Source organism: Bacillus tequilensis (assembly GCF_012225885.1).
Taxonomy (GTDB): Bacteria; Bacillota; Bacilli; order Bacillales; family Bacillaceae; genus Bacillus; species Bacillus tequilensis.
In genome coordinates this window covers 1,015,190-1,038,263 of sequence record NZ_CP048852.1, presented here as the reverse complement: position 1 = coordinate 1,038,263, position 23,074 = coordinate 1,015,190, and the positions used below count along the sequence as shown (strand labels likewise).

Below are 23,074 nucleotides of genomic sequence, written 5' to 3'. Positions count from 1 at the left end.
TTTCATTTTATATTCAATAGAATTTTCTGTAAAGTTCATTTTTCAGAATACTTTTATCAGCATGCATTGAAAAAATATCACAATAGTAATCGTTAAACCCACGGAAACATATGCAGGCCATTTGAAGTGTTTTTTTCGACACGAATTTGCCGGGGCGCAGGAGCATTTAACCTAAAAAAGGATGGAATCTCAGCGGAATGAACATTTACACATGTCTATTTTCGTTCTTTTCTGTATGAAAATAGTTATTTCGAGTCTCTACAAAAATAGCGAGAGATGATATACCTAAATAGAGATAAAATCATCGCGAAAAAATGGGTCTACTAAAATATTATTCCATCTATTACAATAAATTTACAGAATAGTCGCCCAAATAAGGCTAATCTGAATATTTTTTCAAAAGGAGAGGGTAAAGAGTGAGAAGCAAAAAATTGTGGGTCAGCTTGTTGTTTGCGTTAACGTTAATCTTTACGATGGCATTCAGCAACATGTCTGCGCAGGCTGCAGGAAAAAGCAGTACAGAAAAGAAGTACATTGTCGGATTTAAACAGACAATGAGTGCTATGAGTTCCGCAAAGAAAAAGGACGTTATTTCTGAAAAAGGCGGCAATGTCCAAAAGCAATTTAAGTATGTGAACGCAGCCGCAGCAACATTGGATGAAAAAGCTGTAAAAGAACTAAAACAAGATCCGAGCGTTGCATATGTGGAAGAAGATCATATTGCACATGAATATGCGCAGTCTGTTCCTTACGGCATTTCTCAAATTAAAGCGCCGGCTCTTCACTCTCAAGGCTACACAGGCTCTAACGTAAAAGTCGCTGTTATTGACAGCGGAATTGATTCTTCTCATCCTGACTTAAACGTCAAAGGCGGAGCAAGCTTCGTACCTTCTGAAACAAACCCATACCAGGACGGCAGTTCTCACGGCACACATGTAGCCGGTACGATTGCCGCTCTTAATAACACAATCGGTGTTCTGGGCGTAGCGCCAAACGCATCGTTATATGCAGTAAAAGTTCTTAACTCATCAGGAAGCGGCCAATACAGCTGGATTATTAACGGCATTGAGTGGGCCATTTCCAACAATATGGACGTGATCAACATGAGCCTTGGCGGACCTTCCGGTTCTACAGCGCTAAAAACAGTCGTTGACAAAGCCGTTGCCAGCGGTATCGTCGTTGCGGTTGCAGCCGGAAACGAAGGCACATCCGGAAGCTCAAGCACAGTCGGCTATCCTGCGAAATATCCTTCTACCATCGCGGTAGGTGCGGTAGACAGCAGCAACCAAAGAGCTTCATTCTCAAGCGTAGGTTCTGAGCTTGATGTGATGGCTCCTGGCGTATCCATCCAAAGCACACTTCCTGGAGGCAAATACGGTTCTTACAATGGAACGTCTATGGCGACTCCGCACGTAGCCGGAGCAGCAGCGTTAATTCTTTCTAAGCACCCAAATTGGACAAACACGCAGGTCCGCGATCGTTTAGAAAGCACTGCAACAAACCTTGGAAACTCTTTCTACTATGGAAAAGGCTTAATCAATGTACAAGCAGCAGCACAATAATAAAAAAAAGAAGCAGGTTCTCCATACCTGCTTCTTTTTATTGATCAGCGTCCTGTTCTGAGGCAGGATGCTCTGATGCATTCTCTTTTTCGGCGTGTTGAATCCGTTCCATAATGGAAGGGTGGCTGCCTCTGAAAATCTTTACAAGCACGGGAGGATCAACCTGACTCAGTCCCGTCACAGCCAAATCCTGAAACGTTTTGACAGCGGCTTCTCTATTCTCCGTCAGTTCAATCCCATATTGGTCAGCCTGATTCTCCTCATAGCGCGAGACAGCATTAGAAAAAGGCGTAACCGCAAAGCTCAAAATGGAAAACAAAAGCATTAGCAGCGGCAGTGCTGCAAGATCATGCCGTCCCTCCAAATGAAACATGCGGCGGGTAAAGCGAACCATCCGCTTAAAAAGCTTATCAATGATATAAAATCCGGCTAGCGACACGAGCAAATAGCCAGCCAGCCCGATATAAACATGCTTCATGACATAATGGCCCATTTCGTGGCCCATAATAAAGAGAATTTCTGAATCGTCAAGTTTGTTCAGCGTCGTATCCCACAATACAATCCGTTTGTTAGCCCCAATTCCAGTGACATAGGCATTAAGCGCATTTGTTTTCTCAGACATGTTCACTTCATACACATGGTCAGCCGGAATATTAGCTTCTTCTGCCAGCTCTAAAATTTTGGTTTCAAGCTCTTTGTTTTTTAACGGATAGAAATCATTGTATAAAGGATCGATAATGACCGGCTGAATAAAAAACAGAAACAGCGAAAATGGCACTGTTAACAGCCAGGCGTATAACCACCATTTTTTTTCATGTCTTTTGATCAGCCAATAAAACACGAGAACGCAAAGCGTAAAGATTGGGAAGCTGATCCAAAAGCTGATAACCTGATCCTTAGCCCAGCTCGCTGCTGTCTGTGTGGAAATGTTGTAGTCAAGCGATACTTGATAGCCTATCCAATCTAAAGGCAGCGTCACCAACGCTGTGATCAGCGAAAGCACAAACACAAAACCACTGATCTGCAAAAACCGAAAAGGCACGGCTGCTTCCATCCACTTCTTGATTTTCTTTGACGCGCCGCTGACAAGCAATACAAAGAACAAGAACCAATCAAGAGGAATCTCGATAAAAAATAAAAAATTCTTTACATTCGAATACTGCTCGGCCACTGCCAATTCAGACGGCTTCATGAAAGAAGCCGGGTCAGCCTGCGTCCCTTTCACAGCCTCCGGTACTGCGGAATCACCGGACAGAAAAAAATACCAATAAAAAAACAGCCCGTACAGCACGTAAGCAAGCCCTGCTGCCGCAATCCACTTGCGCATAACGCCTCACTCCTCACATCAACCCGTTACTTCTATTGTAATCATAAATTGAAATTCTTAGAACCAAGCTATGTGTCCGTACTTTTCATTCCTTTTAGGCATGGAAACCCGGATCACTGGGAAAACTAACAATGTTTGGAGTGATGCAAATGAAAAAAATAGTGGCAGCCATCGTGGTAATCGGTCTTGTGTTTATTGCATTTTTCTATCTTTACAGCCGGTCAGGTGATGTGTATCAATCGGTAGACGCGGATTTGATTACACTGTCTTCAAGCGGCCAGGAAGATATCAAGATTGAAAAAAGGCAGCATGTCAAAGATATGCTGGACATTATGAATCAGGGAAAACAGCTGAAAACAGAAAAAACAGCAGCTCCTGATTACGAAGGGACAATCAAATTTCATAAAGACCGGTACGACTCATTCAGACTGTGGATTGACGGGAGCCGGCAAGCCGTTTTTTTGAAGGACGGCACATATTACAAATTAAGCAAAAATGATACAAAGGCGCTGCTAAACATTATTAAAAAAGAAGCAAAGGATTGAAAATGAAAAAGCGAAGCTCGCCGCTTCGCTTTTTTCGTATTATTGAGGCAAAATATCTCTCAGCGCCCGTCTGAGCAGCTTCCCCGTCGCATTTTTCGGAATGTCGTCAAGAAAAGTAATCTCGGCAGGCCGTTTGTATTTCACCAGATGTTTTTCACAGTGCTCCATGACATCCGCTTCTGTTACGCCAGAGCGTTTCGGCACAACATATCCCTTTACCGCTTCCCCGCTTTGAGGGTCCGGCACGCCGATGACAACCGCCTCTTTGACATCCGGGTGGCTGTACAGCACCTCCTCCACCTCACGCGGATACACATTGTATCCTCCCACAATAATCATGTCTTTTTTCCGGTCAACAATGTAAAAATAACCGTCCTCATCCCGTCTTGCCAAATCCCCGGTATAAAGCCACCCGTCTTTTAACGCATGCTTTGTTTCCATCGGCATTTTATAATAGCCTTTCATCACATTGGGGCCTTTCACGATCAATTCGCCGACCTTGTGAGCAGGAAGCTCGCGTCCGAGCGGATCTACGACCTTGTTTTCGACATGTAATATACTTGTCCCGATCGAGCCCGGCTTTCTGCCCCTGTCAAATGGGTTAAAGCACGTCACGGGTGATGCTTCTGAAAGCCCGTAGCCTTCCAAAATGGTCACGCCGAATTTTTCTTCAAATGCCGTCAGCAGTGCGACTGGCATGGCCGCACCTCCAGAAATGCACAGACGGATGGAAGAAAAGTCATCTTTTCTCCCCTTTTCATGCTGAAACAAGTAATTATACATCGTCGGCACGCCGGCAAAAATGGTGGCCTGCTTTTCTTTAACAAGCTTAAAAACAGATGCCGGACTGAATTGAGGTTCAATCAAGATCGTTGCGCCGCTCATTAGAGGGGCATTCATGCAGACGGTTAAACAAAACACGTGAAACATGGGAAGAGCGCAGACCACATTGTCCGTCTCATCCATTCCCAAATAGCCGGCGACATCGTTGGCATTGCTGTACAAATTCTGATGGGTCAGCATGGCGCCTTTCGGTTTTCCCGTCGTTCCTGACGTATATAGGATGACCGCGGTATCATCAGGGACAAGCTCCGGGCTTTGTTTAGGGACAGATGCCGGACGCAGCATTTTTGCAAACGTTGTCATTTTCATTTTGACCTCTGGATCGGAAGCTTCAGGCTCGGCGTCTCCCGTCGGACACAAAATGACGAGTTCAACCTTTGGCAGTGATTCATGCATGCTTTCATAAAGCGGCAAAAGCTGATCAGCGCCTACGATCGCCTTTACATCCCCGTTTGTCAGCATATAACCTATTTCTGTCGGCGTATACATCGGATTGATAGGCACGGCCACAACCCCAGCCTTTAACGCACCAAAAAACGCGATGATAAAATCAGGCGAATTGCCAAGCAGCAAAGCAAGATGGTCCCCTTTCTCCATACCGGCTTCCTGAAGGCTGTCCGCAAATAGCTGAATGTGTGCATTCAGCTCCTGATACGTCATCATGTGATCCTTAAACCTGCATGCGGTGCTGTCGGGCTTCTCAGATGCTGTCTCTTCCAATTTCGAAACGAGATTCATTCTCCCACCCCTTAAAGTGAATGAATAGTCATTCATTATTGAAGATAAGCTTTCTCATTCATTATAGGGAAACAGAAAAAAACACTCAAGAGCAAAAAGCCCCGAGTGTCAGTACTGTTATAGTTTCTTTAATGCTTCGGCAATCGGTGTATCTCCTTCTGTCAGGTCAAAGGCCCGATTTTCCGTATTGGTTTCATCCAAAGAGGCAATGACCGTTTTCGCAACGTCCTCACGGGAAATGAATCCCCGCTCCAAATCGGCGGCTGCTGAAACAGTTCCCGTCCCAGGCTCATTGCGAAGGCCTCCCGGGCGGATAATCGTATAGGTTAAACCGCTTGCTTCCAAAATTTTATCAGCATAATGCTTGGCCACATAATATGGTTTAAGCGACTCATTCCAATTTTCACGGTTGTGGGCTTGCAGGGCGCTGACCATAATAAACCGTTTGATTCCTGCGATGTCCGCGGCTTCAATGGCTTTTGCCGCTCCATCTAGATCAACCAGCAGCGTTTTATCATAACCTGTGCTGCCGCCGGAACCCGCTGTGAAAATCATCGCGTCGCAGCCTTTTGCCGCGGCGGCGATTTCTTTCGGGCTGCCTTCAAGATTGGCAAGCACGGCTTCTGCACCGGCAGCTTCGAGAGGCGCTTTCTGTTCTTCTTTTCTGACCATCGCTCTGACGGAATGATCAGGATTGTCTTGGAATAAAGAAACAATCCTTTGTCCGATTTGTCCGTTCGCTCCGATTAAAAACACCTTCATGTGAATCCCTCCTGTCTCCATTATTTCAAAAACACAGCCGCTCATTCAAACAATGTGTTTTGCCTTAATAAATCAGATCAAGGAAATCCTCTTTCGTAATGTTCCCAAAGTAATGCTTGAGATTTACACCTTCCAGCACATCAGCGATGACGCTGCGTTCGTATTGTTTTCCGACCAGCAGGTTTTCAACTTCAGATACATCGCCGGCACCGAAGAAATCTCCGAAGATTTTGCAGTCCTCAATTTTGCCTTTCTTGACTTCCAAGCGCAAATCAATCGACCCAATCGGGTAACGTTTCGAATGATTGAGGTTAAATTTCGGTGAGCGGCCGTAGTTCCAATCCCAATTCTGATAGCGCTCTTTCGAAATTTGATGAATGACCTCCCAATCTTTTTCCGTCAGCTTATACTCCGGAACATTTTGAATATCATTTGTGTTAAAGATATGGCGAAGCAAATGGCTGCGGAATTCTTCCGTCGTCATTTTATCATCGAGAAATTCACTGATGTTAGCCACGCGGCTTCTAATCGACTTGATGCCCTTTGATTCAATTTTATCCTTTTTCACCTTTAATGCTGACACAACATGATCAATGGCAGAATCAAACATGAGGGTGCCATGGCTGAAAATGCGTCCTTTTGTCGCAAACTGGGCGTTTCCGGATATTTTCCGGCCACCCGCTACAATATCGTTGCGGCCGCTTAACTCCGCTTCAACGCCAAGCTGGCGTAATGCCTGAATTACAGGTTCAGTGAACTTTTTGAAATTATGAAAGCTGTCTCCGTCATCCTTTGTGATAAAGCTGAAGTTCAAGTTCCCCAGATCATGATATACAGCGCCTCCGCCTGATAAACGGCGGACGACGATAATCCCGTTTTCCTCTACATATTTTGTATTAATTTCTTCTATTGTATTTTGGTTTTTCCCAATAATAATAGACGGTTGATTCACATAAAAGAGCAAATACGGCTGATTAGGATCTAAATGCTTTACACAGTACTCCTCGATAGCAAGATTGATCCGCGGATCATTAATATGTTGATTGTCTATAAATAACATGGTGTTCCCCCTTTATCCTTCCCACACAAAACCTGATGCCGCAATATTCACTTCGCCGTTAAAAACGGTTTTCGCTTCTTTGCGAAGATGGTCATGCACGCCGAAATGCGGCAAATGCGTCAGCAGCAGCTCTCCCGCTCCCGCTTCTTTGGCAATTCGCCCGGCCTCCAAGCTGTTCATATGCCCTGCGCTTGTCCCATCTTGATCGGCATAAAAATTGCATTCTGAGATTAGCAAATCGGCATTTTCCGAAAACGGAATAAATGAATCCTGATAGCTCGAATCAGCGGTATATACGACAGTGTGGCTGCCGTCGGTAATTCTCATAGCATAGCACGTGACCGGGTGAATCGTTTTTAAAAAGGTAATTGTAAACGGACCGATAGTCAGCGGCTGATCCGGCTGATAGGCAATCCCTTTCGTATGTGTTTTATATGTAAGCTTTTGAAACTGTTCTATATCAGCATCATGTCCGTAAATCGGAAGCGTATCGTCTCCTTTGCCGAGAAATGAACCGACTTGCTTGGCAAACTGGAGCGGCCCGATGTCAGCAATATGGTCATGATGATAATGAGACAGAATGACCGCATCCAGCTTTTCCGCCGGTACATATGTGAGCAGCTTAGATAATACGGCACTGCCGCAGTCGACAAGCAAAGAATAATCACCCGATTGAAACAAATAGCCTGACGTCGCTTCATTTGCGGCTGGAAAACCGCCATAGCATCCGATAACTGTAACTTTCATAATGTCCTCCTATCTTTTCAAAAAAGTTGATCCCCCTTCAATATACCCATTTTTCTTAAAAAAAGCATGTTTTAAACATTGTATCAAAACAGTTATTGATTTTTAAAATCTGTTATATTACAATAAAATGACTACAAATGGAAAAGAGGGATTGGTTATGCTGGGAAAAATCACAGAATTTTTTAGAAACCTGCCTTCGAAAAAGTGCGCGGAATGCGGAAAAAAGATTGAAGAGCAACATGAGTGTTATGGTAATATCTGCAATGACTGTATAAAAGTAAACGATTTGTAATGAGCGAAAATCCCGCGCCTTACGCGCGGGATTTTCTTATTTTTTCTCGTATTTCTTCATTTGAAATGATAGTCAGGTTAGGTCAAAGTTCACCAGTTTTTAGATAATTCTGGTGATTTTCATAATACCATTGAATATTCTTTATTTTCGAAATATAATTTACTATAGACGAATTCATTTCTTATCTATTATAATTTGATCTAATAGTGAGATTAAATATATGTCTATTCATGATATATGTTGATACTTTGTTTTTCGGGAGGTAATCTATGAAAAGAATTAGGTTTGGATTAGCCACACAAATATTCGTTGGACTTATTTTAGGTGTCATTGTTGGCGTTATTTGGTATGGTAACCCAGCATTGCCAACTTACCTGCAGCCAATCGGGGATCTCTTTTTACGCTTAATCAAAATGATAGTGATTCCTATTGTTGTCTCAAGCTTAATCATCGGTGTAGCCGGTGCAGGAAATGGAAAGCAAGTCGGTAAATTAGGCTTCAGAACGATTCTGTACTTCGAGATCATCACAACATTTGCCATTATTCTCGGACTAGCCCTTGCAAACATCTTCCATCCGGGTACAGGAGTTAATATACACGAAGCTCAAAAATCGGACATCAGTCAATATGTTGAAACCGAAAAAGAACAAAGCAATAAATCAGTGGCGGAAACGTTCCTGCACATTGTGCCGACAAACTTCTTCCAGTCCTTGGTTGAAGGGGATCTTCTTGCCATCATCTGCTTTACAGTGCTATTTGCATTGGGAATTTCCGCGATCGGTGAAAGAGGCAAGCCTGTATTAGCCTTTTTCGAAGGCGTCTCCCATGCCATGTTCCACGTTGTAAACCTTGTGATGAAAGTAGCGCCATTTGGCGTTTTCGCGCTAATCGGAGTGACTGTGTCTAAATTCGGGATCGGTTCTCTTCTCTCTCTCGGAAAGCTCGTTGGATTGGTGTATGTCGCGCTTGCTTTCTTCTTAATTGTCATATTTGGAATTGTCGGAAAAATCGCCGGCATCAGCATCTTTAAATTCCTTGCATACATGAAGGATGAAATCTTACTGGCGTTCAGTACGTCCAGTTCTGAAACAGTTCTTCCGCGCATCATGGAAAAAATGGAGAAAATCGGCTGTCCGAAAGGCATTGTTTCATTTGTGATTCCGATCGGATATACGTTTAACTTAGACGGTTCCGTTCTCTATCAATCTATTGCCGCGCTGTTTTTGGCGCAGGTATACGGCATTGACTTGACGATTTGGCACCAAATTACGCTTGTGCTCGTCCTAATGGTGACATCTAAAGGGATGGCCGCTGTTCCAGGAACTTCTTTTGTTGTCCTGCTTGCAACCCTTGGCACCATCGGCGTTCCGGCTGAAGGACTTGCCTTTATTGCCGGCGTAGACCGTATCATGGATATGGCACGTACAGTTGTCAACCTGACTGGAAACGCGCTTGCGGCCGTTGTGATGTCCAAGTGGGAAGGCAAATTTAATCCTGCAAAAGCAGCAACTGTTATGTCCCAATCGAAACCAAATCAAAACGCAACCATTTCCGGTTAATAAAAAGCCAGCGGGGTTCTTGCCCCACTGGCTTTTTTAGTCTTTCACAAGCTCAAACAGCTCTGTAATCAAAACCGTATCTTCATTCAGCTCCAAGTCACCATTTTGGATCAGCTCCGCCCATGCGGTCCGATGGTCTTCCTGAAATTCCTCAATTCGCTCGACATTGCCCTCTCCTTTGACTAACCTCATATCAGGCGCTCCAAAGGTCGTTTCAAACACATCTGTCACTTTTATATTGCATCTCGGTTTGTCATGCTTATCATAAACGGTAACAAGCTGCCCCGCTGTTTGATACACTTCACTTAATTCATCTTTTGAATATAAAGATTTCGGTGCGCACGTGGCTGTTTTTTCCCCGGTGAGGATTTGCTGAATCAGCTGTTCCCCTAAGCCGTCATCGCCTTCCCAGCCGAATGTGCTTTTCAGCTCATAAATTTTCATTTCAACTCCCTCCTATACCATTGATGACTGTACATAATAGTACAGAAGCTTAGCCGTATGACGAAGAGATGATTTATGAGTGCGTTCAAACGCATGCGACGCGTCAATTCCCGGCCCGATGAGGCCATGCACAATATCGTGCCCGGATTTGATTGCTGCCGATGCATCCGACCCATAGTACGGATAAATATCAAGCTTATAGTCGATATGATGCTTCTCAGCTAAATGGACTAAATGCTTTCTGAGCTGATAATGATACGGCCCGCTCGCATCCTTTACACAGATTGATACTGAATATTCATCCGTCGCCTGCCCATCACCGATCGCCCCCATGTCAACCGCCAAATATTCGACCGTTTCAGGAGGAATATTCGAATTTCCGCCGTATCCGATCTCTTCATTATTGGAAATAAGAAAATGAGTTGTATACGGCAGTTCAATGTCTTCTGTTTGAATTTGATGGATTAAGCGAAGCAATAAAGCGACGCTTGCTTTGTCATCCAAATGGCGCGATTTAATAAATCCGCTTGATGTGATCTCGACGCGGGGATCAAACGACACAAAGTCACCGACGCCAATGCCGAGCTCCTCCGTATCTTTCCGGCAGTGAACAGGCTCATCAAGGCGGATCTCCATATTTTCTTGATTCCGTTCAGCTTTTCCCGCGTCCTTGTACACATGAACAGACGTTTGATGCATTAAAATGGTGCCTGTATACGTCTTCCCAGAGGCGGTTTCAATTTGGCAATACTCGCCCTCAATCGAGTTGTAGCGGAAGCCGCCGATCAAATCGATTTTCAGCCGGCCGTCAGCTTTAATTTCTTTTACCATAGCGCCGAGGGTGTCTACGTGCGCCGTCAGCATGCGGTGCCGGGATGTATCGTGTCCGGGAAGCGTTGCAATTAAGCCGCCCTTATGATTCCGAACCGTTTCTACCTTCCATTCTCTTAAAAGGCTTTCAATATAGTTGATCACCTCATATGTATTTCCTGTCGGGCTTGGAATCGATACAAGCTCTTTAATGAGCTCCATCGTTTTACGTACGGACGTCACAGGACATTCCTCCTTTTATTTTTCTATTTAAAATATACTCTTTTCTCGAGGAACTCGTCCAATCTTTTCCTATCAATCTCTCATATGCTGTAGAGAGCATGGGAAGAGGAGGGGTATCTATGTGCTGTCGTCATTCACATGAACGGAAACATCATTGTCACGATTGGTTTGATGATTTTTGGTTCTTTGACGAGTGGTTCGATGAAGATTTCCACGACCATTGCGAGAAAAAGAAAGAACGCCATGACCCTTGCGAGAAAAAGAAGAAAAAGAAACACCATTGTTTCTCTTGTAAAAAACACAGACACTCTTGCTGTCATTGGTAAAGACTGAGTCAGACATATTCTGATAACCCATGCTTAATGAATATTTTCATTCACATGTTTCCAAGCGGGCTGTGCTGCTGCTTGGACCTTTTATTGAAACAGCCCTTTTGCTTTTACAATCCAATAAACTGATACGGCCGCTAGCAGAACAACAATGATCTCAACAGCAGCAGCCTGTTCTATTATTCTTTTTTGGTATAAAACCGCCGGCACATTAAAGAGCGCATGTAAAAGAATTGAATACAGCAAAAACAGCAGCCGGCGGCTTTTAACCGCATACAGGACAACTAGCGACAAGCCGATCTGGACAGCAATCGCACTCATTCTTTCTATTCCGCCCAGCAGCCATTCATACGAAGGAGTATGCAGCAGCTGCTCCCGAATGGGCAAAAGCGCCTGTTTCATGTCATCATTAATCAAAAGCTGTTCAAACGTTCCGCTATTAATCGCAAACGCATATACAATAAGCGAGATAGAGGACAAGCCTGTAATCATGACAGCCTCAAGCCCTCCATGGCCCGTTCCGAACGCCAACCCGTCCGACCAGGCTTGATGGCGCTTCAAAAAAAATCTCATCATGATATACCTTCCGCACTCCTCAAAAATCCCGGCCATCAAGCAGCCGTAAATGCCATACCACAATGGATTTCGCATGGCTTCTTTCGTCATTTCATTCATTTGAAGTACATAAACATGAACGCCGCCCTCCAACAGCTGGGCAAAGACAAAAAACGTGAGAGCGCCAATAAAAAATACTTTAAGCGCAGCGCCATACTTTCGCTTAAACCATACAATCAGCCCGATCGGCAACAAAAACGCAATAGCCCCTGATATCGCCATAAAGACTATTGCTCCTTGACTGACCATCTTTCAGCCTCCTTTTCTATTTCATATATTCTCTATTTCATCATTTCTCTTTTTTTATGAAAAAACCTTCTTTTTAGTACCAGATACTAATATCTAGTGTTATAATCTGACCATAAGGAGTGATTCATATGTCAAAAGCAAAAATCACGGCTATCGGGACCTATGCGCCGAGCAGACGCTTAACCAATGCCGATTTAGAAAAAATCGTTGATACATCTGATGAATGGATCGTTCAGCGCACAGGCATGAAAGAACGCCGGATAGCTGATGAACACCAATTCACCTCTGATTTATGCATCGAAGCAGTGAAGGATCTTAAGAGCCGTTATGAAGGGACACTTGATGACGTGGATATGATCCTTGTTGCCACAACAACATCCGATTACGCCTTTCCAAGTACGGCATGCCGTGTGCAGGACTATTTCGGCTGGGAAAACACCGGCGCGCTGGATATTAATGCGACGTGCGCCGGACTGACATACGGCCTTCATTTGGCAAACGGATTGATCACATCCGGGCTTCATCGAAAAATTATCGTCATCGCCGGAGAGACACTCTCAAAAGTAACGGATTATACTGATCGAACGACATGCGTTCTGTTTGGCGACGCTGCGGGTGCGCTGTTAGTGGAACGAGATGAAGAGATACCTGGATTCCTTGCGTTTGTCCAAGGAACAAGCGGAAACAGCGGAGATATTCTGTACCGTGCCGGACTTCGGAATGAACTAAACGGAGTGCAGCTTGCCGGTTCCGGTAAAATGGTCCAAAACGGACGCGAAGTGTATAAATGGGCAGCGAGAACCATCCCCCGCGAATTTGAACGCCTTTTACAGCAGGCAGGATTGACAAGCGGCGAGCTCGATTGGTTTGTCCCTCACAGCGCGAACTTGCGCATGATCGAATCGATTTGTGAAAAAACACCGTTCCCGATTGAAAAAACGCTCACCAGTGTCGAATACTACGGAAACACGTCCTCTGTTTCGATTGTATTGGCCCTGGATCTTGCAGTGAAAGCCGGGAAGCTGAAAAAAGATCAAACTGTGATGCTTTTTGGATTTGGCGGCGGTTTAACCTATACAGGATTGCTTATCAAATGGGGTATGTAATAAAAAAAGAACTTGTTTCCAAGGAAACAAGTTCTTTTTCATTATGAAGCCGGCTGTTCTTCTGAAGTTTCTTCCTTCCGGCTTAAAATCGTAAAGTAAGTGATCGTCAGCGCGATCATGACGAGGGCAATGCCGATGAGTACACCGGCCATTTGCCACATGTAGCCAAAATCACCGTTTGAAATGACCGCTCTGAATCCATTAATGCTGTAGGTCATCGGCAATGCGCCGTGGATGACTTGATAGAAATTCGGAAGCAATTCAAGCGGGAAGGTTCCTCCGCTCGCTCCCAGCTGCAGCACTAAAATAATGACTGCGATAAATCGTCCCGGGTTGCCCATCGTTGTCGCCAAAAATTGAATCAGCGCAAGGAAAGCGAGACTCGTAATCATCGTAAACACGTAAAATCTCCACGCGCTCTCAACCTCGAGACCAAGTCCCAGAAGCAGAACCGTCGCCACAATCAGCGACTGAATGATTCCAACGAGCATCATGACATTGAATTTGCTGAAGAACCACTCAAAACCGTTTCTAGGACGTCCTGACGCTTCCTTCAGCGGGAAGACTACCGTCAGCATGATGCCGCCGACATACAAGCCCATTGACAGAATATAAGGTGTCAGCCCTGTACCGTAGTTAGGCACCGAATGAATGGCGTCATCATTGGTTTTAACCGGATCGGCAATCATGCCGTATGTTTGATCGTCAGCATCGACATCTCCTGTTTGATCAGCCGCACCTTTTAGCTTACTGGACAGCTGTCCTGTGCCGTCCAATAGCTTGCCTAAGCCTGTATCAAGTGATTCAGATCCATCTGCAAGTTTTGATGATCCGTTTTGGACTTGTTTAGAACCGTCTAACAGCTTCAGCAAGCCGCCGGATACTTTGCTGCTGCCTGTCACCAATTGCTCTGAGCCCGCTTTTGCTTTGGCAAACTGCTTATTATATTCACCAATTCCGGCTGTCAGTTTATTTTGGTTTTCTGTCAGGTTCTGTGAGCCATTGTATATCTTTTCGGCTCCAGCCGTTAATTTGTCAATCGCATCTTGAACCGATTTTGTGCCGTTGTAAAGTTGCGATGTAGCTGCCGGCAGTGCCTTTACCTGTGCAACCTGCGCTTTCACTTCTTCCAGAGAGCTTTTTATCTCTGAAATGTCAGGCAGTTGATCAGCTGTAGGAAGCTGGCCTACTATTTGATCAAAATCAGGCACATCAACTTGCGGAAGCTGCTTTTCAGCAGAAGCGATCAGCTGGCTTTTTTGCTCTGCTGTTAAGAAATCACTCGAGTTGATGAGATTTTTAAATGCCTGATCTCGGTTTTTCAAGCTGTTTTCAAGGTCAGTCAGCTGCTTTTGAAATTTCTTCATCGCAGTTTCTGACGTGTCCAAGTTGTTCACAGCTGTTTCAAGCTTCGTTAAATCGAGCTCATTAATGAGCTTTTCCGCTTTTGCTGCTTTCTCGGCTCCTGCTTGTGCTTTACTGTTGAGCTGATCCAGCCCGTTTGTAATTTTAGGCAAGCCCTGCTGCGTTTTTTGCAGGCCGGCGAGAAGCTCATTCAGCTTGCCTGTCAGCTGCCCTGAACCTGCAGCAAGCTTACTTGAATTATCATAAATTTGGTGGCTGCTGTCCTGGAATTTTCCAAGCGAGCTGTCAAGCGATTGGATGCCGCTTGTCACCTGTGCCGCTCCATCTGCAAGCTGCGCCGTTTTGTCACTGATGGTGGCTGTGCTTTCCTTCAGCTTATCCAGATTTTCTTTCAGCTGGGTGCTTCCGTTTTTCGCATCCTTTGTGCCGTCATCAATTTTTTTCGCGCCGCTGCTCGCGTCGCTCAAACCTTTTGCGATATCCTTAAACTTATCAAAAATAACTTTCGTATATTGCTCGGTCACTTCTTTAGAAACAGAGGCTTTGAGTTTATCAATCGCTTTTTCACCGATCGTTGCCCCCACATAGTTGGAACCGGCATTTGTATGGTATTTCAAATCCAATTTTTTCGGATTTTTGTCCAGCACAGTGCTGGCATTCTTTGAAAAATCCTCAGGAATCTCGACAACCAAATAATATTTTTGATTTAATAAGTCCTTTAACGATTGGTCGAGATCACTGGAAAAATGCCAATCAAAGTTTTTATTATCCTTTAATTCTTTAACCAGATCGTCACCGATTTGAAGTTTTTCTCCTTCATACGTTGCCCCTTTGTCTTGGTTGACGACAACGACCGGCAGCTGGTCAACTGTGCCATACGGATCCCAATAAGCCTTTAAGAACACCCCGCTGTAAATAAGCGGGACAAACAAAATGGCAATGATGGGAATTAATAATTTTTTACTCGTTACGATGTCTTTCCACTGACTTCGTATTGTGTTCATCCTGATGCCTCCATTCTAAAACTGACTCACCATGAAAAATGGTCATTTTCTTGCAAAAACAAAGGATTATCTAGTTGGCTGACAATCCTTTGACTACATACAATTCAAGCAGTTCCGCAATTGTCTCTTTGTCGAGCGGGGGATGCTGTTTTTCCCAATCAAAAATGAGCGCAATATAAAGCTTCAGCATTACAAAAGCTGTCAGTTCAGGGTCGCACGGCTTGATTGCACCGCTTTCGATCCCGTCTTCAATCTTATTTTTGATATAAGACAGAATGCCTTGCTCCATTTTTTGGATCACATCCTGAACTGCCATTGTACCAATCTCGGCATTTTCTTGGAAAATTTTAATCGTCAGCTGATGTGTTTTCCTGAATTCCAGGATGGCAAACAGCGCCCTGTGCACATTTTCGTGGAACGGGAGGTTCGGCTCCATCGCTTCGTCTGCTTTTTGTTTCATTTCCTTCAATAATGTAGTGAAAATCTCGTCAAACAGCTCTTCTTTGTTTTTGAAAAAAGTATAGATGGTTCCCTTCCCCACGTTCGCAAGCTTTGCCACAAGATCCATTGTCGTCGCTTTATATCCGAACTGTGTGAAAGACTTTGTGGCGGCCTCCAAAATCAGCTTTTTTCGATCTATTGACATTATATTCACCTCAAAACTGACCATTTGAACATTTCAGTCATTAAGTACATATGCAAATGTATCACAACCAACTGCTCAAATCAATCATTTTTTTCACAATATTGCCATCGCACAACAAAAAAACCTCCGTCATAGCGGAGGTTTTTAGCTGAATAAATAGGTAAGCGCGTCAGACACGGCAGCTTTTCCTTGATCGATGCAATCGGGAATTCCGACACCCTCAAAAGAAGCGCCTGTCATATAGACACCCGGATACGCGGAAGCCAGTGCTTCGCGCAGCTCTTTGACGCGCTGCTTATGGCCGACATGGTACTGCGGCATGCTTTCATGCCAGCGGGTGACACATGTCATTTCCGGCTCCCCGTTTATGTTCATGACTTTCTTTAAGTCTTCTAACACAATGTTGATAATGTCGTTATCTGAGAGATCGACAATGGATTCGTCTCCGGCTTTTCCGACATATGCCCGAAGCAGCGTTTTGCCTTCCGGCGCTGCGTGCGGCCATTTTTTGTTCGTCCACGTACAAGCTGTGATTGCGAAATCACTGTTTCTTGAGATAACAAAGCCCGTGCCCTCATGTTCCATTTGGACGGCGCCTTCTGGGAAGCCCAGGGCGACATTTGCCACTGATGTGGAGTGCATATTTTTCAAATGGGAAATGGCCGGAAGCTCAGAAAGCATTCCTGCAGCCGCTTTATGCGGAGCGGTCACTATTACTGAATCAGCATCAAGTGTGACGCCGTTATCCAGCTCAAGGGAATAGCCAGTATCGCTGCGGCTGATCTTGGTCACTTTTGTGCCTTTGTATACCTTCGTCAGCTTTAATTGCTTTTCAATCTCTTCTACAAGGGTCTGCAAACCGGTTGACAGCGTTTGAAACTGCCCTTGTTTTTTTGCCGTCAGCTGTTGGCCGGAGCCTTGGGGTCTTGTTTTTTTCATGCCGAGAATCAGGCTTCGGTGCTTTTGTTCTGTCTGGTAAAATTGCGGGAATGTCGACATTAGGCTGAGCTTGTCAATGTCGCCCGCGTAAATGCCTGACAGGAGCGGCTCGATTAAATTCTCAACCACTTCATCTCCGACACGTCTGCGGAAAAATTCTCCCAATGACTGGTCGTCTTTTGACTTGCTTGCAGGCAGAATGAAATCCATAGCGGCTCTCGCCTTACCGGACAAGGAAAACAGACCCGTAGAAACAAACGGCGCAATTTTTGTTGGTATCCCCATCACGGCGCCCTTTGGCATTGGATGCAGGGTGCTGTTTACCAGCACATAGGATTGTCCTGTCGCATTGTTGACAAGCAAATGCTCAAGCCCTAAGTCTTTGACGAGCTGCGGAGCGCTTTTCTTCCGTTCCAGAAATGAATCAGGCCCTCTTTCGATGACATAACCGTCTTTCTTGATTGTCTGGATTTTCCCGCCGACTCTCGGACTTGCCTCAATAAGCGTCAGCTCAAGCGGCAGATTTTTTTCTTTGATTTCTTTTTCCATATAGAAGGCGGCGGCTAAACCGGTAATGCCGCCGCCGATGATGACTACATTTTTTTTGCCGTCACTCATGTTCATCGCCTTCTTTAACGTCCTATTTTTTTTAATACAACTGTTGCTAATGCATCAATAAATTCCGGCTTGGCATTGGGCATTTCCGGGCGGTAGTAGCTTGCGCCGATATCGTCAGCGACCACTTTGCATTCATAATCATTATCATAAAGCACTTCTAAATGGTCCGCGACAAATCCGACAGGGACGTATACAAATGCCTGATAGCCTTTTTGTTCGAACAAATCACGTGTTAAATCCTGTACATCAGGACCAAGCCAAGGATCAGGCGTGTTCCCTTCGCTTTGCCAGCCGACAGCATATTCGGAAACGCCTGCGCCTTCAGCAATCAATTTCGCAGATTCATGAAGCTGATCCGGATACGGGTCTCCAAATTCTTTGATTTTTTCCGGCAGACTGTGTGCGGATACGATAAGCATCGCGTTTTCTCTTTCATTCTCAGACATTGACGCATATGTGTCCTTCACTCGGTCAACCCAATATTTCACGAACTTTGGTTCATCGTACCAGCTTTCAACAGACGTAATCGTTAAGCCGCCTAGTTTCTCAGCCTCTTCTTTGGCACGTTTGTTGTAGGACTGCACGCTGAACGTGGAGAAATGCGGTGCCAGCACAATGCTGACCGCTTCTGTAATGCCGTCCTTATGCATCTCTGCCACAGCGTCTTCAATAAACGGCTCAATATGCTTCAGACCGATATATGCTTTAAATGCAATCTCGTCCTGAATCTCATTTAGGTGCTGTTCAAGCTTGTGCGCTTGCTCTTCTGTGATTCTCGCAAGAGGTGAAATGCCGCCAATTGCTTCATATCTGTCTTTCAAATCTTGAAGCATTTCAGGCTCAGGCTTTCTGCCTCTTCTGATATGTGTATAATAACGTTCGATATCTTCTTCTTTATAAGGCGTGCCGTACGCCATCACGAGAAGCCCCATTTTCTTTCTACTCACTGTTTACACCCTCTTTAATGATCTGATACAAACATTTTGACAGGATATCACCATGATACCAAAAGATATGCTTAGGAATATTGACCCATTTTCTTGTTTTGTGAATATTTATGGACAAATGCTGTCAGTTTTTTCAAAACCTCAGGACTGACGTCAGGAAATACCCCGTGTCCAAGGTTAAAAATGAAGTTGTCCGATTTCATGCCTTGATCAAGTATTTCAGTCGTTTTCTTCTCAATGACTTCCCAAGGCGCAAGCAAAATAGATGGATCCAGGTTGCCTTGCACTGTTTTGGTAATGCCTTTTGATCTGGCTTCATCTATGCTGAGTCTCCAATCAAGCCCGACAACATCGAGAGGAAGGTCATGCCAATCATTTGCCAGATGGCTTGCGCCGACGCCAAACATGATCAGCGGCACATTCTCCTGTGCAAGCTCTGAAAAGATTCGGTTCATCACCGGTTTGATATATGTTCTGTAATCTGCCTGGTTCAGCGCGCCGACCCACGAATCAAAGATTTGAATCGCTTTTGCGCCTGCCTTAATCTGCGCTTTCACATACATGATGATCATGTCGGCAAGCTTGGACATCAGCAGATTCCATGCATCCGGCATGCTGTACATGAAAGCTTTTGTTTTATTGTAGTTTTTCGACGGGCCGCCTTCGATCATGTAGCTTGCCAGCGTAAAAGGCGCACCTGAGAAACCGATGAGCGGGACGTTCAGCTGCTCATTGACAAGCAGTTTAATCGTCTCAAGCACGTAGGGCACGTCCTGTTCCGGATCAATCTGGCCGAGTTTTTCAATGTCCGCCATAGACCGGATCGGCTGATCAATCACAGGTCCGATCCCGTTTTTAATTTCAACATCGACACCGATTGCCGGAAGCGGAGTCATGATATCTTTATATAGGATTGCAGCATCGACTCCGTATTGCTCAACCGGCAGTCTTGTGACATACGCACAAAGTTCGGGCTGATGCGTGATCTCAAACAATCCGTATTTTTCCTTCAGCTTACGGTATTCCGGCTGTGAGCGCCCTGCTTGTCTCATATACCATACAGGCGTGTGATCCGCTTTCTCTCCCCGTGCAGCTTTTAAGAACGTCTCGTTAAACGTTTCTCGTTTACTCATCTGATTTCCACCTTTCATACTGCAACCATACGTTCGTATTTCTTGACTTATTACACTATACCTTGTTTTAGGCAAATGGTATAGAAATGAAGCTCAAAGTTCAAAAAATCGCCGAATTCCATTATGAGGAAAACAACTTAGGCTGAACGTAATCGGTTCCTTCCCCTTCTCTTTTTGTCTGTGTATTATAAGGCACGACTTTATAAGAAGCGCCTGAAAACAAGTTGGCATAAGGGATTTCATAGCTTCCCTTTCCTTCGACTGAATCAAGAAGCGTCTCCTTGCCGTCCTTGTTTACATAAATTCTGTATACAGCCCGGTCATCCTCTTGAGCGTTCCAATTTAATTCAATGGTAAAGAGCCCCGCAGCTTTAAATGTGTAATCCGCTTTCAGCGTTTTGACCGGATCCAGCTCAATCGGGCTTTCCAGTTCTTTGACGTTTTTAGGCTTCGTAAACACATCACCGGTTTCTCCAGCCTGTGTCAAAATATCCTTAAACAGTCTTGTTGAATATGCGCTTCCGCCTTTTAAGTAATGGCTTTGATCTGTTTTGTCATAGCCCATCCAGACAGCCCCGGTGATTTTTGGCGTATAGCCTGCAAACCAGGCGTCCTTTGTCGCTCCGGAAACGCCTGTATAAGTCGTAGAACCGGTTTTCCCCGCCAAATCGCCGTGATAGGTGCCGGACGTTGCCGTTCCCTTTTTGACCACCTGCTGCAGCATTCTCGTCATATTCCAGGACGTCTGCTTGCTGAATACCCGATTTCCTTCTTCCTTATGATCGGCTATTGCTTCTCCGTCTTCATCTATTATGCTGGAAATAAAGTATGGCTCAGTATACAATCCATTCGCGGCGAACGTATGAAACGCGCCGGCAAGCTGAAGGGGGGAAACACCTTTTTCCAGGCCGCCGAGAGCGAGCGCAAGGCCTTCGTCAGGGATATCAATGCCGTTTGCTTTCAAATATGATTTTCCTGTTTCGACGCCAATCTCATTCAGCGTCCATACAGCCGGCGCGTTTTTGCTGTACGTAATGGCGTCAGACATGGTCACTTCGCCCTCATACCGGCTGTCATAGTTTTTTGGAGTATAATCTCCGTAGGATTGCAGCTCATCCTTTAATAGAGAATATGGTTTGAATTTCTTTTCCTGCATCGCCGGTCCGTATACGGCAAGCGGCTTAAATGTGGAACCCGGCTGGCGGACAGCCGTGACGCGGTTATATCCTTTGGCTGTGTAATCTCTTCCGCCGATCGCCGCTTCCACACCGCCTGTCTTATTATTGATAAAGACCGCGCTTCCTTCAGCATGCTGATCTGTTCCCGGATAATAGCTTCCCTGCTTCATCACTTGATAAGCCGTCTTTTGCAGCTTCGAATCGAGCGGCACCTTGATCGTGTATCCGCCTTGAAGCAGCTGCTCTCCGGAAATTGAATACTTATCCTCGGCCTCTTTTATCACAAGGTCGATATAGCTGTCAAACCATGGTGTTTCCGACTGTTTCTTTACGTTCAGCCCGAGCGTCCTTCCCTGCGCGCTGACAGCCTCTTTCGCACTGATGTAGCCTTGGTCATTCATCATGCCAAGAATCGTATCACGCCGCTCCTTGCTTTTATCAGGGTGCAAAACAGGAGAATACATGGAAGGCGCCTTCGGAATAGCAGCCAATACCGCGCCTTCGGAAACGGTTAAGTCTTTTACTTCTTTATTAAAGTAATAATGGGATGCGGCTTGGATGCCGTAGACTCCATGTCCGAAGTAAAGCTGGTTCAAATACATTTCCAGCAGCTTGTCCTTGCTGTAATCCCGTTCAAGGTTGATCGCAATAATGACTTCTTTCGTTTTTCTTAAAAACGTTTTGTCGTGTGTCAGAAAAATATTTTTGGCAAGCTGCTGGGTGATCGTGCTTCCGCCCTCCACCTTTCCGCCAGCTAAAATATCGCGGTACACCGCCCTTCCGACAGATTTTGTATCAATGCCGCGATGCTCATAGAACCTTTTATCCTCAACAGCGATAAACGCTTCTCTAACCTGCTTCGGAATCTCATTGATCGAGACTGGCTCGCGATTTTCTGTATACAGGCTCGCAACCTCATCCCCGTTTTGATCAACGATTTTTGAAGAGGCATGAAGGATCAGTTTTTTTTCATCTATCACATAATGGCCGAGAAAAATAATTGAAATATATCCTATTAAAGCGAGAAAAGCAGTTAGCACTAAAATAATAATAGGTATAAAAAGTTTCTTTTTCTTTATCTTAAACATGAACTCACCTCGCCTTTCTAAAGGTAGTATGGGAAAAATTGTTTTGAATTATGTTCGAAGCACTCGCCAATAGAAACTTATACCATTGTTTTGATATACTAGCAAGCAGGAGGTGGCTGATATGAAGGTTTATATTACATATGGAACAGCCGATTTTTTAAAAACGATCGTAGAGAAGCATCCCTCAGAACATATCCTTTTGATGCAGGGGCAGGAAAACGCGATTTTAATCCACGAAACCAGCGGAGAGACGGTTTTCCAGGCACCACATGCTTATGAAGTCATTGATCAAGCCGGAGAGATGAAGCATCCCGGTTTTGCAGTGTTGAACAATATTGCTGTCACTCAGGAAGGCCGTCCGCTGTTTGAAAACAGATTTAAAAACAGAGCGGGAAAAGTCGAAAATGAGCCTGGTTTTGAAGCGATTCGTGTGCTCCGTCCTCTTGACAGTGACACCTACGTCATTCTTACCTTGTGGGAAACCGAAAGAGCCTTTCAAGACTGGCAGCAATCAGCGTCATACAAAGAAGCCCATAAAAAACGAGGCACGTCTGCCGGAATTGACACAACGTCGATCTTCTCCCGTCCTTCTTACGTCACCACGTTTTTCGCTGTCGAATAGCTGCCGGCATGTCCGGCAGCTTATTTATTTGGAGGCATGCAAAATGAAGCATACTTGCCAAGGCTGCGGGTTTAAGGGATTGACGAAACCGCCATATGATCATGAAATCTGCCCGTGCTGCGATTTCCAGTTCGGATTTGATGATTACGAGATGCATCGCCAGGATGGTTCATATTTAGATCCTTCGGAAAACCTCGTCCCTATAGAAAACACATGCTTGCTGACAGTGCTGTTATTTTTTTCTCCTGATTGCTATGCGGCACATCTTCCATTATAACCCTTCCTTCTGTCCCGGCACCTTCC

The 23,074-nt window shown here is 44.9% G+C and carries 22 protein-coding genes; 7 read left to right on the top strand and 15 right to left on the bottom strand.

Features of this window, described 5'->3' with window-relative positions; genetic code table 11:
• Window positions 1-416: 416 nt before the first annotated feature.
• Window positions 417-1,562, top strand: coding sequence for a subtilisin AprE (aprE, locus tag G4P54_RS05480; protein WP_167872021.1), 1,146 nt, complete (start codon window positions 417-419; stop codon window positions 1,560-1,562).
• 37 nt (window positions 1,563-1,599) lie between these two features.
• Here the strand turns inward: aprE and G4P54_RS05475 are convergent, their stop codons facing one another.
• Window positions 1,600-2,889 carry a M48 family metallopeptidase gene (locus tag G4P54_RS05475; protein WP_167872020.1) on the bottom strand — a complete coding sequence of 430 codons (1,290 nt, stop codon included), beginning with the start codon at window positions 2,887-2,889 and terminating at the stop codon, window positions 1,600-1,602.
• A 149-nt stretch (window positions 2,890-3,038) separates the two neighbouring features.
• On the opposite strand from G4P54_RS05475, the gene G4P54_RS05470 reads away from it, so the two are divergent.
• Window positions 3,039-3,434: a YhfM domain-containing protein gene (locus tag G4P54_RS05470; RefSeq protein ID WP_167872019.1), complete on the top strand. Its 396-nt coding sequence runs from the start codon at window positions 3,039-3,041 to the stop codon at window positions 3,432-3,434.
• Window positions 3,435-3,473: 39 nt separating this feature from the next.
• Here the strand turns inward: G4P54_RS05470 and G4P54_RS05465 are convergent, their stop codons facing one another.
• The 4 genes from G4P54_RS05465 to G4P54_RS05450 all read right to left on the bottom strand — a co-directional run bounded on the left by G4P54_RS05465 (window position 3,474) and on the right by G4P54_RS05450 (window position 7,584).
• The gene (locus tag G4P54_RS05465; protein ID WP_167872018.1) at window positions 3,474-5,015 is read right to left on the bottom strand and encodes a fatty acid--CoA ligase family protein; all 1,542 of its coding nucleotides are present in this window, start codon (window positions 5,013-5,015) and stop codon (window positions 3,474-3,476) included.
• A gap of 117 nt (window positions 5,016-5,132) precedes the next feature.
• The gene (locus G4P54_RS05460) at window positions 5,133-5,777 is read right to left on the bottom strand and encodes an SDR family oxidoreductase (RefSeq protein WP_167872017.1); all 645 of its coding nucleotides are present in this window, start codon (window positions 5,775-5,777) and stop codon (window positions 5,133-5,135) included.
• Window positions 5,778-5,841: 64 nt separating this feature from the next.
• Entirely contained in the window at window positions 5,842-6,837 is a 996-nt protein-coding gene (lplA, locus tag G4P54_RS05455; protein WP_167872016.1) for a lipoate--protein ligase, read from the bottom strand.
• Window positions 6,838-6,849: 12 nt separating this feature from the next.
• Window positions 6,850-7,584, bottom strand: a complete 735-nt coding sequence (locus tag G4P54_RS05450) for an MBL fold metallo-hydrolase (RefSeq protein ID WP_167872015.1) — start codon at window positions 7,582-7,584, stop codon at window positions 6,850-6,852.
• Window positions 7,585-7,741: 157 nt separating this feature from the next.
• On the opposite strand from G4P54_RS05450, the gene yhfH reads away from it, so the two are divergent.
• Window positions 7,742-7,876 (top strand): protein YhfH, encoded by a 135-nt coding sequence (gene yhfH, locus G4P54_RS05445; RefSeq protein WP_003244802.1) that lies wholly within the window; start codon window positions 7,742-7,744, stop codon window positions 7,874-7,876.
• 269 nt (window positions 7,877-8,145) lie between these two features.
• Window positions 8,146-9,435 (top strand): glutamate/proton symporter GltT, encoded by a 1,290-nt coding sequence (gene gltT / locus G4P54_RS05440; RefSeq protein WP_024712909.1) that lies wholly within the window; start codon window positions 8,146-8,148, stop codon window positions 9,433-9,435.
• Window positions 9,436-9,471: 36 nt separating this feature from the next.
• Here gltT and G4P54_RS05435 read toward each other — a convergent pair whose 3' ends face one another.
• The 4 genes from G4P54_RS05435 to G4P54_RS05420 all read right to left on the bottom strand — a co-directional run bounded on the left by G4P54_RS05435 (window position 9,472) and on the right by G4P54_RS05420 (window position 12,125).
• Window positions 9,472-9,879, bottom strand: coding sequence for an ASCH domain-containing protein (locus tag G4P54_RS05435; RefSeq protein WP_167872014.1), 408 nt, complete (start codon window positions 9,877-9,879; stop codon window positions 9,472-9,474).
• A 12-nt stretch (window positions 9,880-9,891) separates the two neighbouring features.
• Complete coding sequence (locus tag G4P54_RS05430) at window positions 9,892-10,932, bottom strand: M42 family metallopeptidase (protein WP_167872013.1); 1,041 nt, start codon at window positions 10,930-10,932, stop codon at window positions 9,892-9,894.
• Window positions 10,933-11,066: 134 nt separating this feature from the next.
• Window positions 11,067-11,252, bottom strand: coding sequence for a hypothetical protein (locus G4P54_RS21530; RefSeq protein WP_309222365.1), 186 nt, complete (start codon window positions 11,250-11,252; stop codon window positions 11,067-11,069).
• 96 nt (window positions 11,253-11,348) lie between these two features.
• Window positions 11,349-12,125, bottom strand: a complete 777-nt coding sequence (locus G4P54_RS05420; protein WP_024712905.1) for a YhfC family intramembrane metalloprotease — start codon at window positions 12,123-12,125, stop codon at window positions 11,349-11,351.
• A 128-nt stretch (window positions 12,126-12,253) separates the two neighbouring features.
• Here G4P54_RS05420 and fabHB point away from each other — a divergent pair, with 128 nt between their 5' ends.
• Window positions 12,254-13,231 carry a beta-ketoacyl-ACP synthase III FabHB gene (fabHB, locus tag G4P54_RS05415; RefSeq protein ID WP_167872012.1) on the top strand — a complete coding sequence of 326 codons (978 nt, stop codon included), beginning with the start codon at window positions 12,254-12,256 and terminating at the stop codon, window positions 13,229-13,231.
• A gap of 41 nt (window positions 13,232-13,272) precedes the next feature.
• On the opposite strand, the gene G4P54_RS05410 is transcribed toward fabHB, so the two are convergent.
• The 6 genes from G4P54_RS05410 to G4P54_RS05385 all read right to left on the bottom strand — a co-directional run bounded on the left by G4P54_RS05410 (window position 13,273) and on the right by G4P54_RS05385 (window position 22,149).
• A complete protein-coding gene (locus G4P54_RS05410) occupies window positions 13,273-15,600 on the bottom strand; it encodes a YhgE/Pip family protein (protein ID WP_167872011.1) in 2,328 nt (775 codons plus the stop codon).
• Window positions 15,601-15,670: 70 nt separating this feature from the next.
• Complete coding sequence (locus tag G4P54_RS05405; RefSeq protein ID WP_167872010.1) at window positions 15,671-16,246, bottom strand: TetR/AcrR family transcriptional regulator; 576 nt, start codon at window positions 16,244-16,246, stop codon at window positions 15,671-15,673.
• Between the two features lie 144 nt (window positions 16,247-16,390).
• Window positions 16,391-17,803 (bottom strand): protoporphyrinogen oxidase, encoded by a 1,413-nt coding sequence (gene hemY / locus G4P54_RS05400; RefSeq protein WP_167872009.1) that lies wholly within the window; start codon window positions 17,801-17,803, stop codon window positions 16,391-16,393.
• A gap of 14 nt (window positions 17,804-17,817) precedes the next feature.
• Entirely contained in the window at window positions 17,818-18,750 is a 933-nt protein-coding gene (gene hemH, locus G4P54_RS05395; RefSeq protein WP_167872008.1) for a ferrochelatase, read from the bottom strand.
• A gap of 71 nt (window positions 18,751-18,821) precedes the next feature.
• The gene (hemE, locus tag G4P54_RS05390) at window positions 18,822-19,883 is read right to left on the bottom strand and encodes a uroporphyrinogen decarboxylase (protein WP_024712899.1); all 1,062 of its coding nucleotides are present in this window, start codon (window positions 19,881-19,883) and stop codon (window positions 18,822-18,824) included.
• A 121-nt stretch (window positions 19,884-20,004) separates the two neighbouring features.
• On the bottom strand, window positions 20,005-22,149 hold the full coding sequence (locus G4P54_RS05385; protein ID WP_167872007.1) for a transglycosylase domain-containing protein: 2,145 nt from the start codon (window positions 22,147-22,149) through the stop codon (window positions 20,005-20,007).
• Between the two features lie 121 nt (window positions 22,150-22,270).
• Here G4P54_RS05385 and hmoB point away from each other — a divergent pair, with 121 nt between their 5' ends.
• Window positions 22,271-22,771, top strand: a complete 501-nt coding sequence (hmoB, locus tag G4P54_RS05380; protein WP_024712897.1) for a heme-degrading oxygenase HmoB — start codon at window positions 22,271-22,273, stop codon at window positions 22,769-22,771.
• 43 nt (window positions 22,772-22,814) lie between these two features.
• A complete protein-coding gene (locus G4P54_RS05375; RefSeq protein WP_167871449.1) occupies window positions 22,815-23,048 on the top strand; it encodes a hypothetical protein in 234 nt (77 codons plus the stop codon).
• The last annotated feature ends 26 nt before the right edge of the window (window positions 23,049-23,074 follow it).

What these genes read in the sequence shown, in the direction of transcription:
- G4P54_RS05475 (WP_167872020.1), bottom strand. Translation starts at nt 2,889, where the DNA reads ATGCGCAAGTGGATTGCGGCAGCAGGGCTTGCTTACGTGCTGTACGGG.
- G4P54_RS05470 (WP_167872019.1), top strand. Translation starts at nt 3,039, where the DNA reads ATGAAAAAAATAGTGGCAGCCATCGTGGTAATCGGTCTTGTGTTTATT.
- G4P54_RS05465 (WP_167872018.1), bottom strand. Translation starts at nt 5,015, where the DNA reads ATGAATCTCGTTTCGAAATTGGAAGAGACAGCATCTGAGAAGCCCGAC.
- G4P54_RS05460 (WP_167872017.1), bottom strand. Translation starts at nt 5,777, where the DNA reads ATGAAGGTGTTTTTAATCGGAGCGAACGGACAAATCGGACAAAGGATT.
- lplA (WP_167872016.1), bottom strand. Translation starts at nt 6,837, where the DNA reads ATGTTATTTATAGACAATCAACATATTAATGATCCGCGGATCAATCTT.
- G4P54_RS05450 (WP_167872015.1), bottom strand. Translation starts at nt 7,584, where the DNA reads ATGAAAGTTACAGTTATCGGATGCTATGGCGGTTTTCCAGCCGCAAAT.
- yhfH (WP_003244802.1), top strand. Translation starts at nt 7,742, where the DNA reads ATGCTGGGAAAAATCACAGAATTTTTTAGAAACCTGCCTTCGAAAAAG.
- gltT (WP_024712909.1), top strand. Translation starts at nt 8,146, where the DNA reads ATGAAAAGAATTAGGTTTGGATTAGCCACACAAATATTCGTTGGACTT.
- G4P54_RS05435 (WP_167872014.1), bottom strand. Translation starts at nt 9,879, where the DNA reads ATGAAAATTTATGAGCTGAAAAGCACATTCGGCTGGGAAGGCGATGAC.
- G4P54_RS21530 (WP_309222365.1), bottom strand. Translation starts at nt 11,252, where the DNA reads ATGACAGCAAGAGTGTCTGTGTTTTTTACAAGAGAAACAATGGTGTTT.
- G4P54_RS05420 (WP_024712905.1), bottom strand. Translation starts at nt 12,125, where the DNA reads ATGGTCAGTCAAGGAGCAATAGTCTTTATGGCGATATCAGGGGCTATT.
- fabHB (WP_167872012.1), top strand. Translation starts at nt 12,254, where the DNA reads ATGTCAAAAGCAAAAATCACGGCTATCGGGACCTATGCGCCGAGCAGA.
- G4P54_RS05410 (WP_167872011.1), bottom strand. Translation starts at nt 15,600, where the DNA reads ATGAACACAATACGAAGTCAGTGGAAAGACATCGTAACGAGTAAAAAA.
- G4P54_RS05405 (WP_167872010.1), bottom strand. Translation starts at nt 16,246, where the DNA reads ATGTCAATAGATCGAAAAAAGCTGATTTTGGAGGCCGCCACAAAGTCT.
- hemY (WP_167872009.1), bottom strand. Translation starts at nt 17,803, where the DNA reads ATGAGTGACGGCAAAAAAAATGTAGTCATCATCGGCGGCGGCATTACC.
- hemE (WP_024712899.1), bottom strand. Translation starts at nt 19,883, where the DNA reads ATGAGTAAACGAGAAACGTTTAACGAGACGTTCTTAAAAGCTGCACGG.
- G4P54_RS05385 (WP_167872007.1), bottom strand. Translation starts at nt 22,149, where the DNA reads ATGTTTAAGATAAAGAAAAAGAAACTTTTTATACCTATTATTATTTTA.
- hmoB (WP_024712897.1), top strand. Translation starts at nt 22,271, where the DNA reads ATGAAGGTTTATATTACATATGGAACAGCCGATTTTTTAAAAACGATC.
- G4P54_RS05375 (WP_167871449.1), top strand. Translation starts at nt 22,815, where the DNA reads ATGAAGCATACTTGCCAAGGCTGCGGGTTTAAGGGATTGACGAAACCG.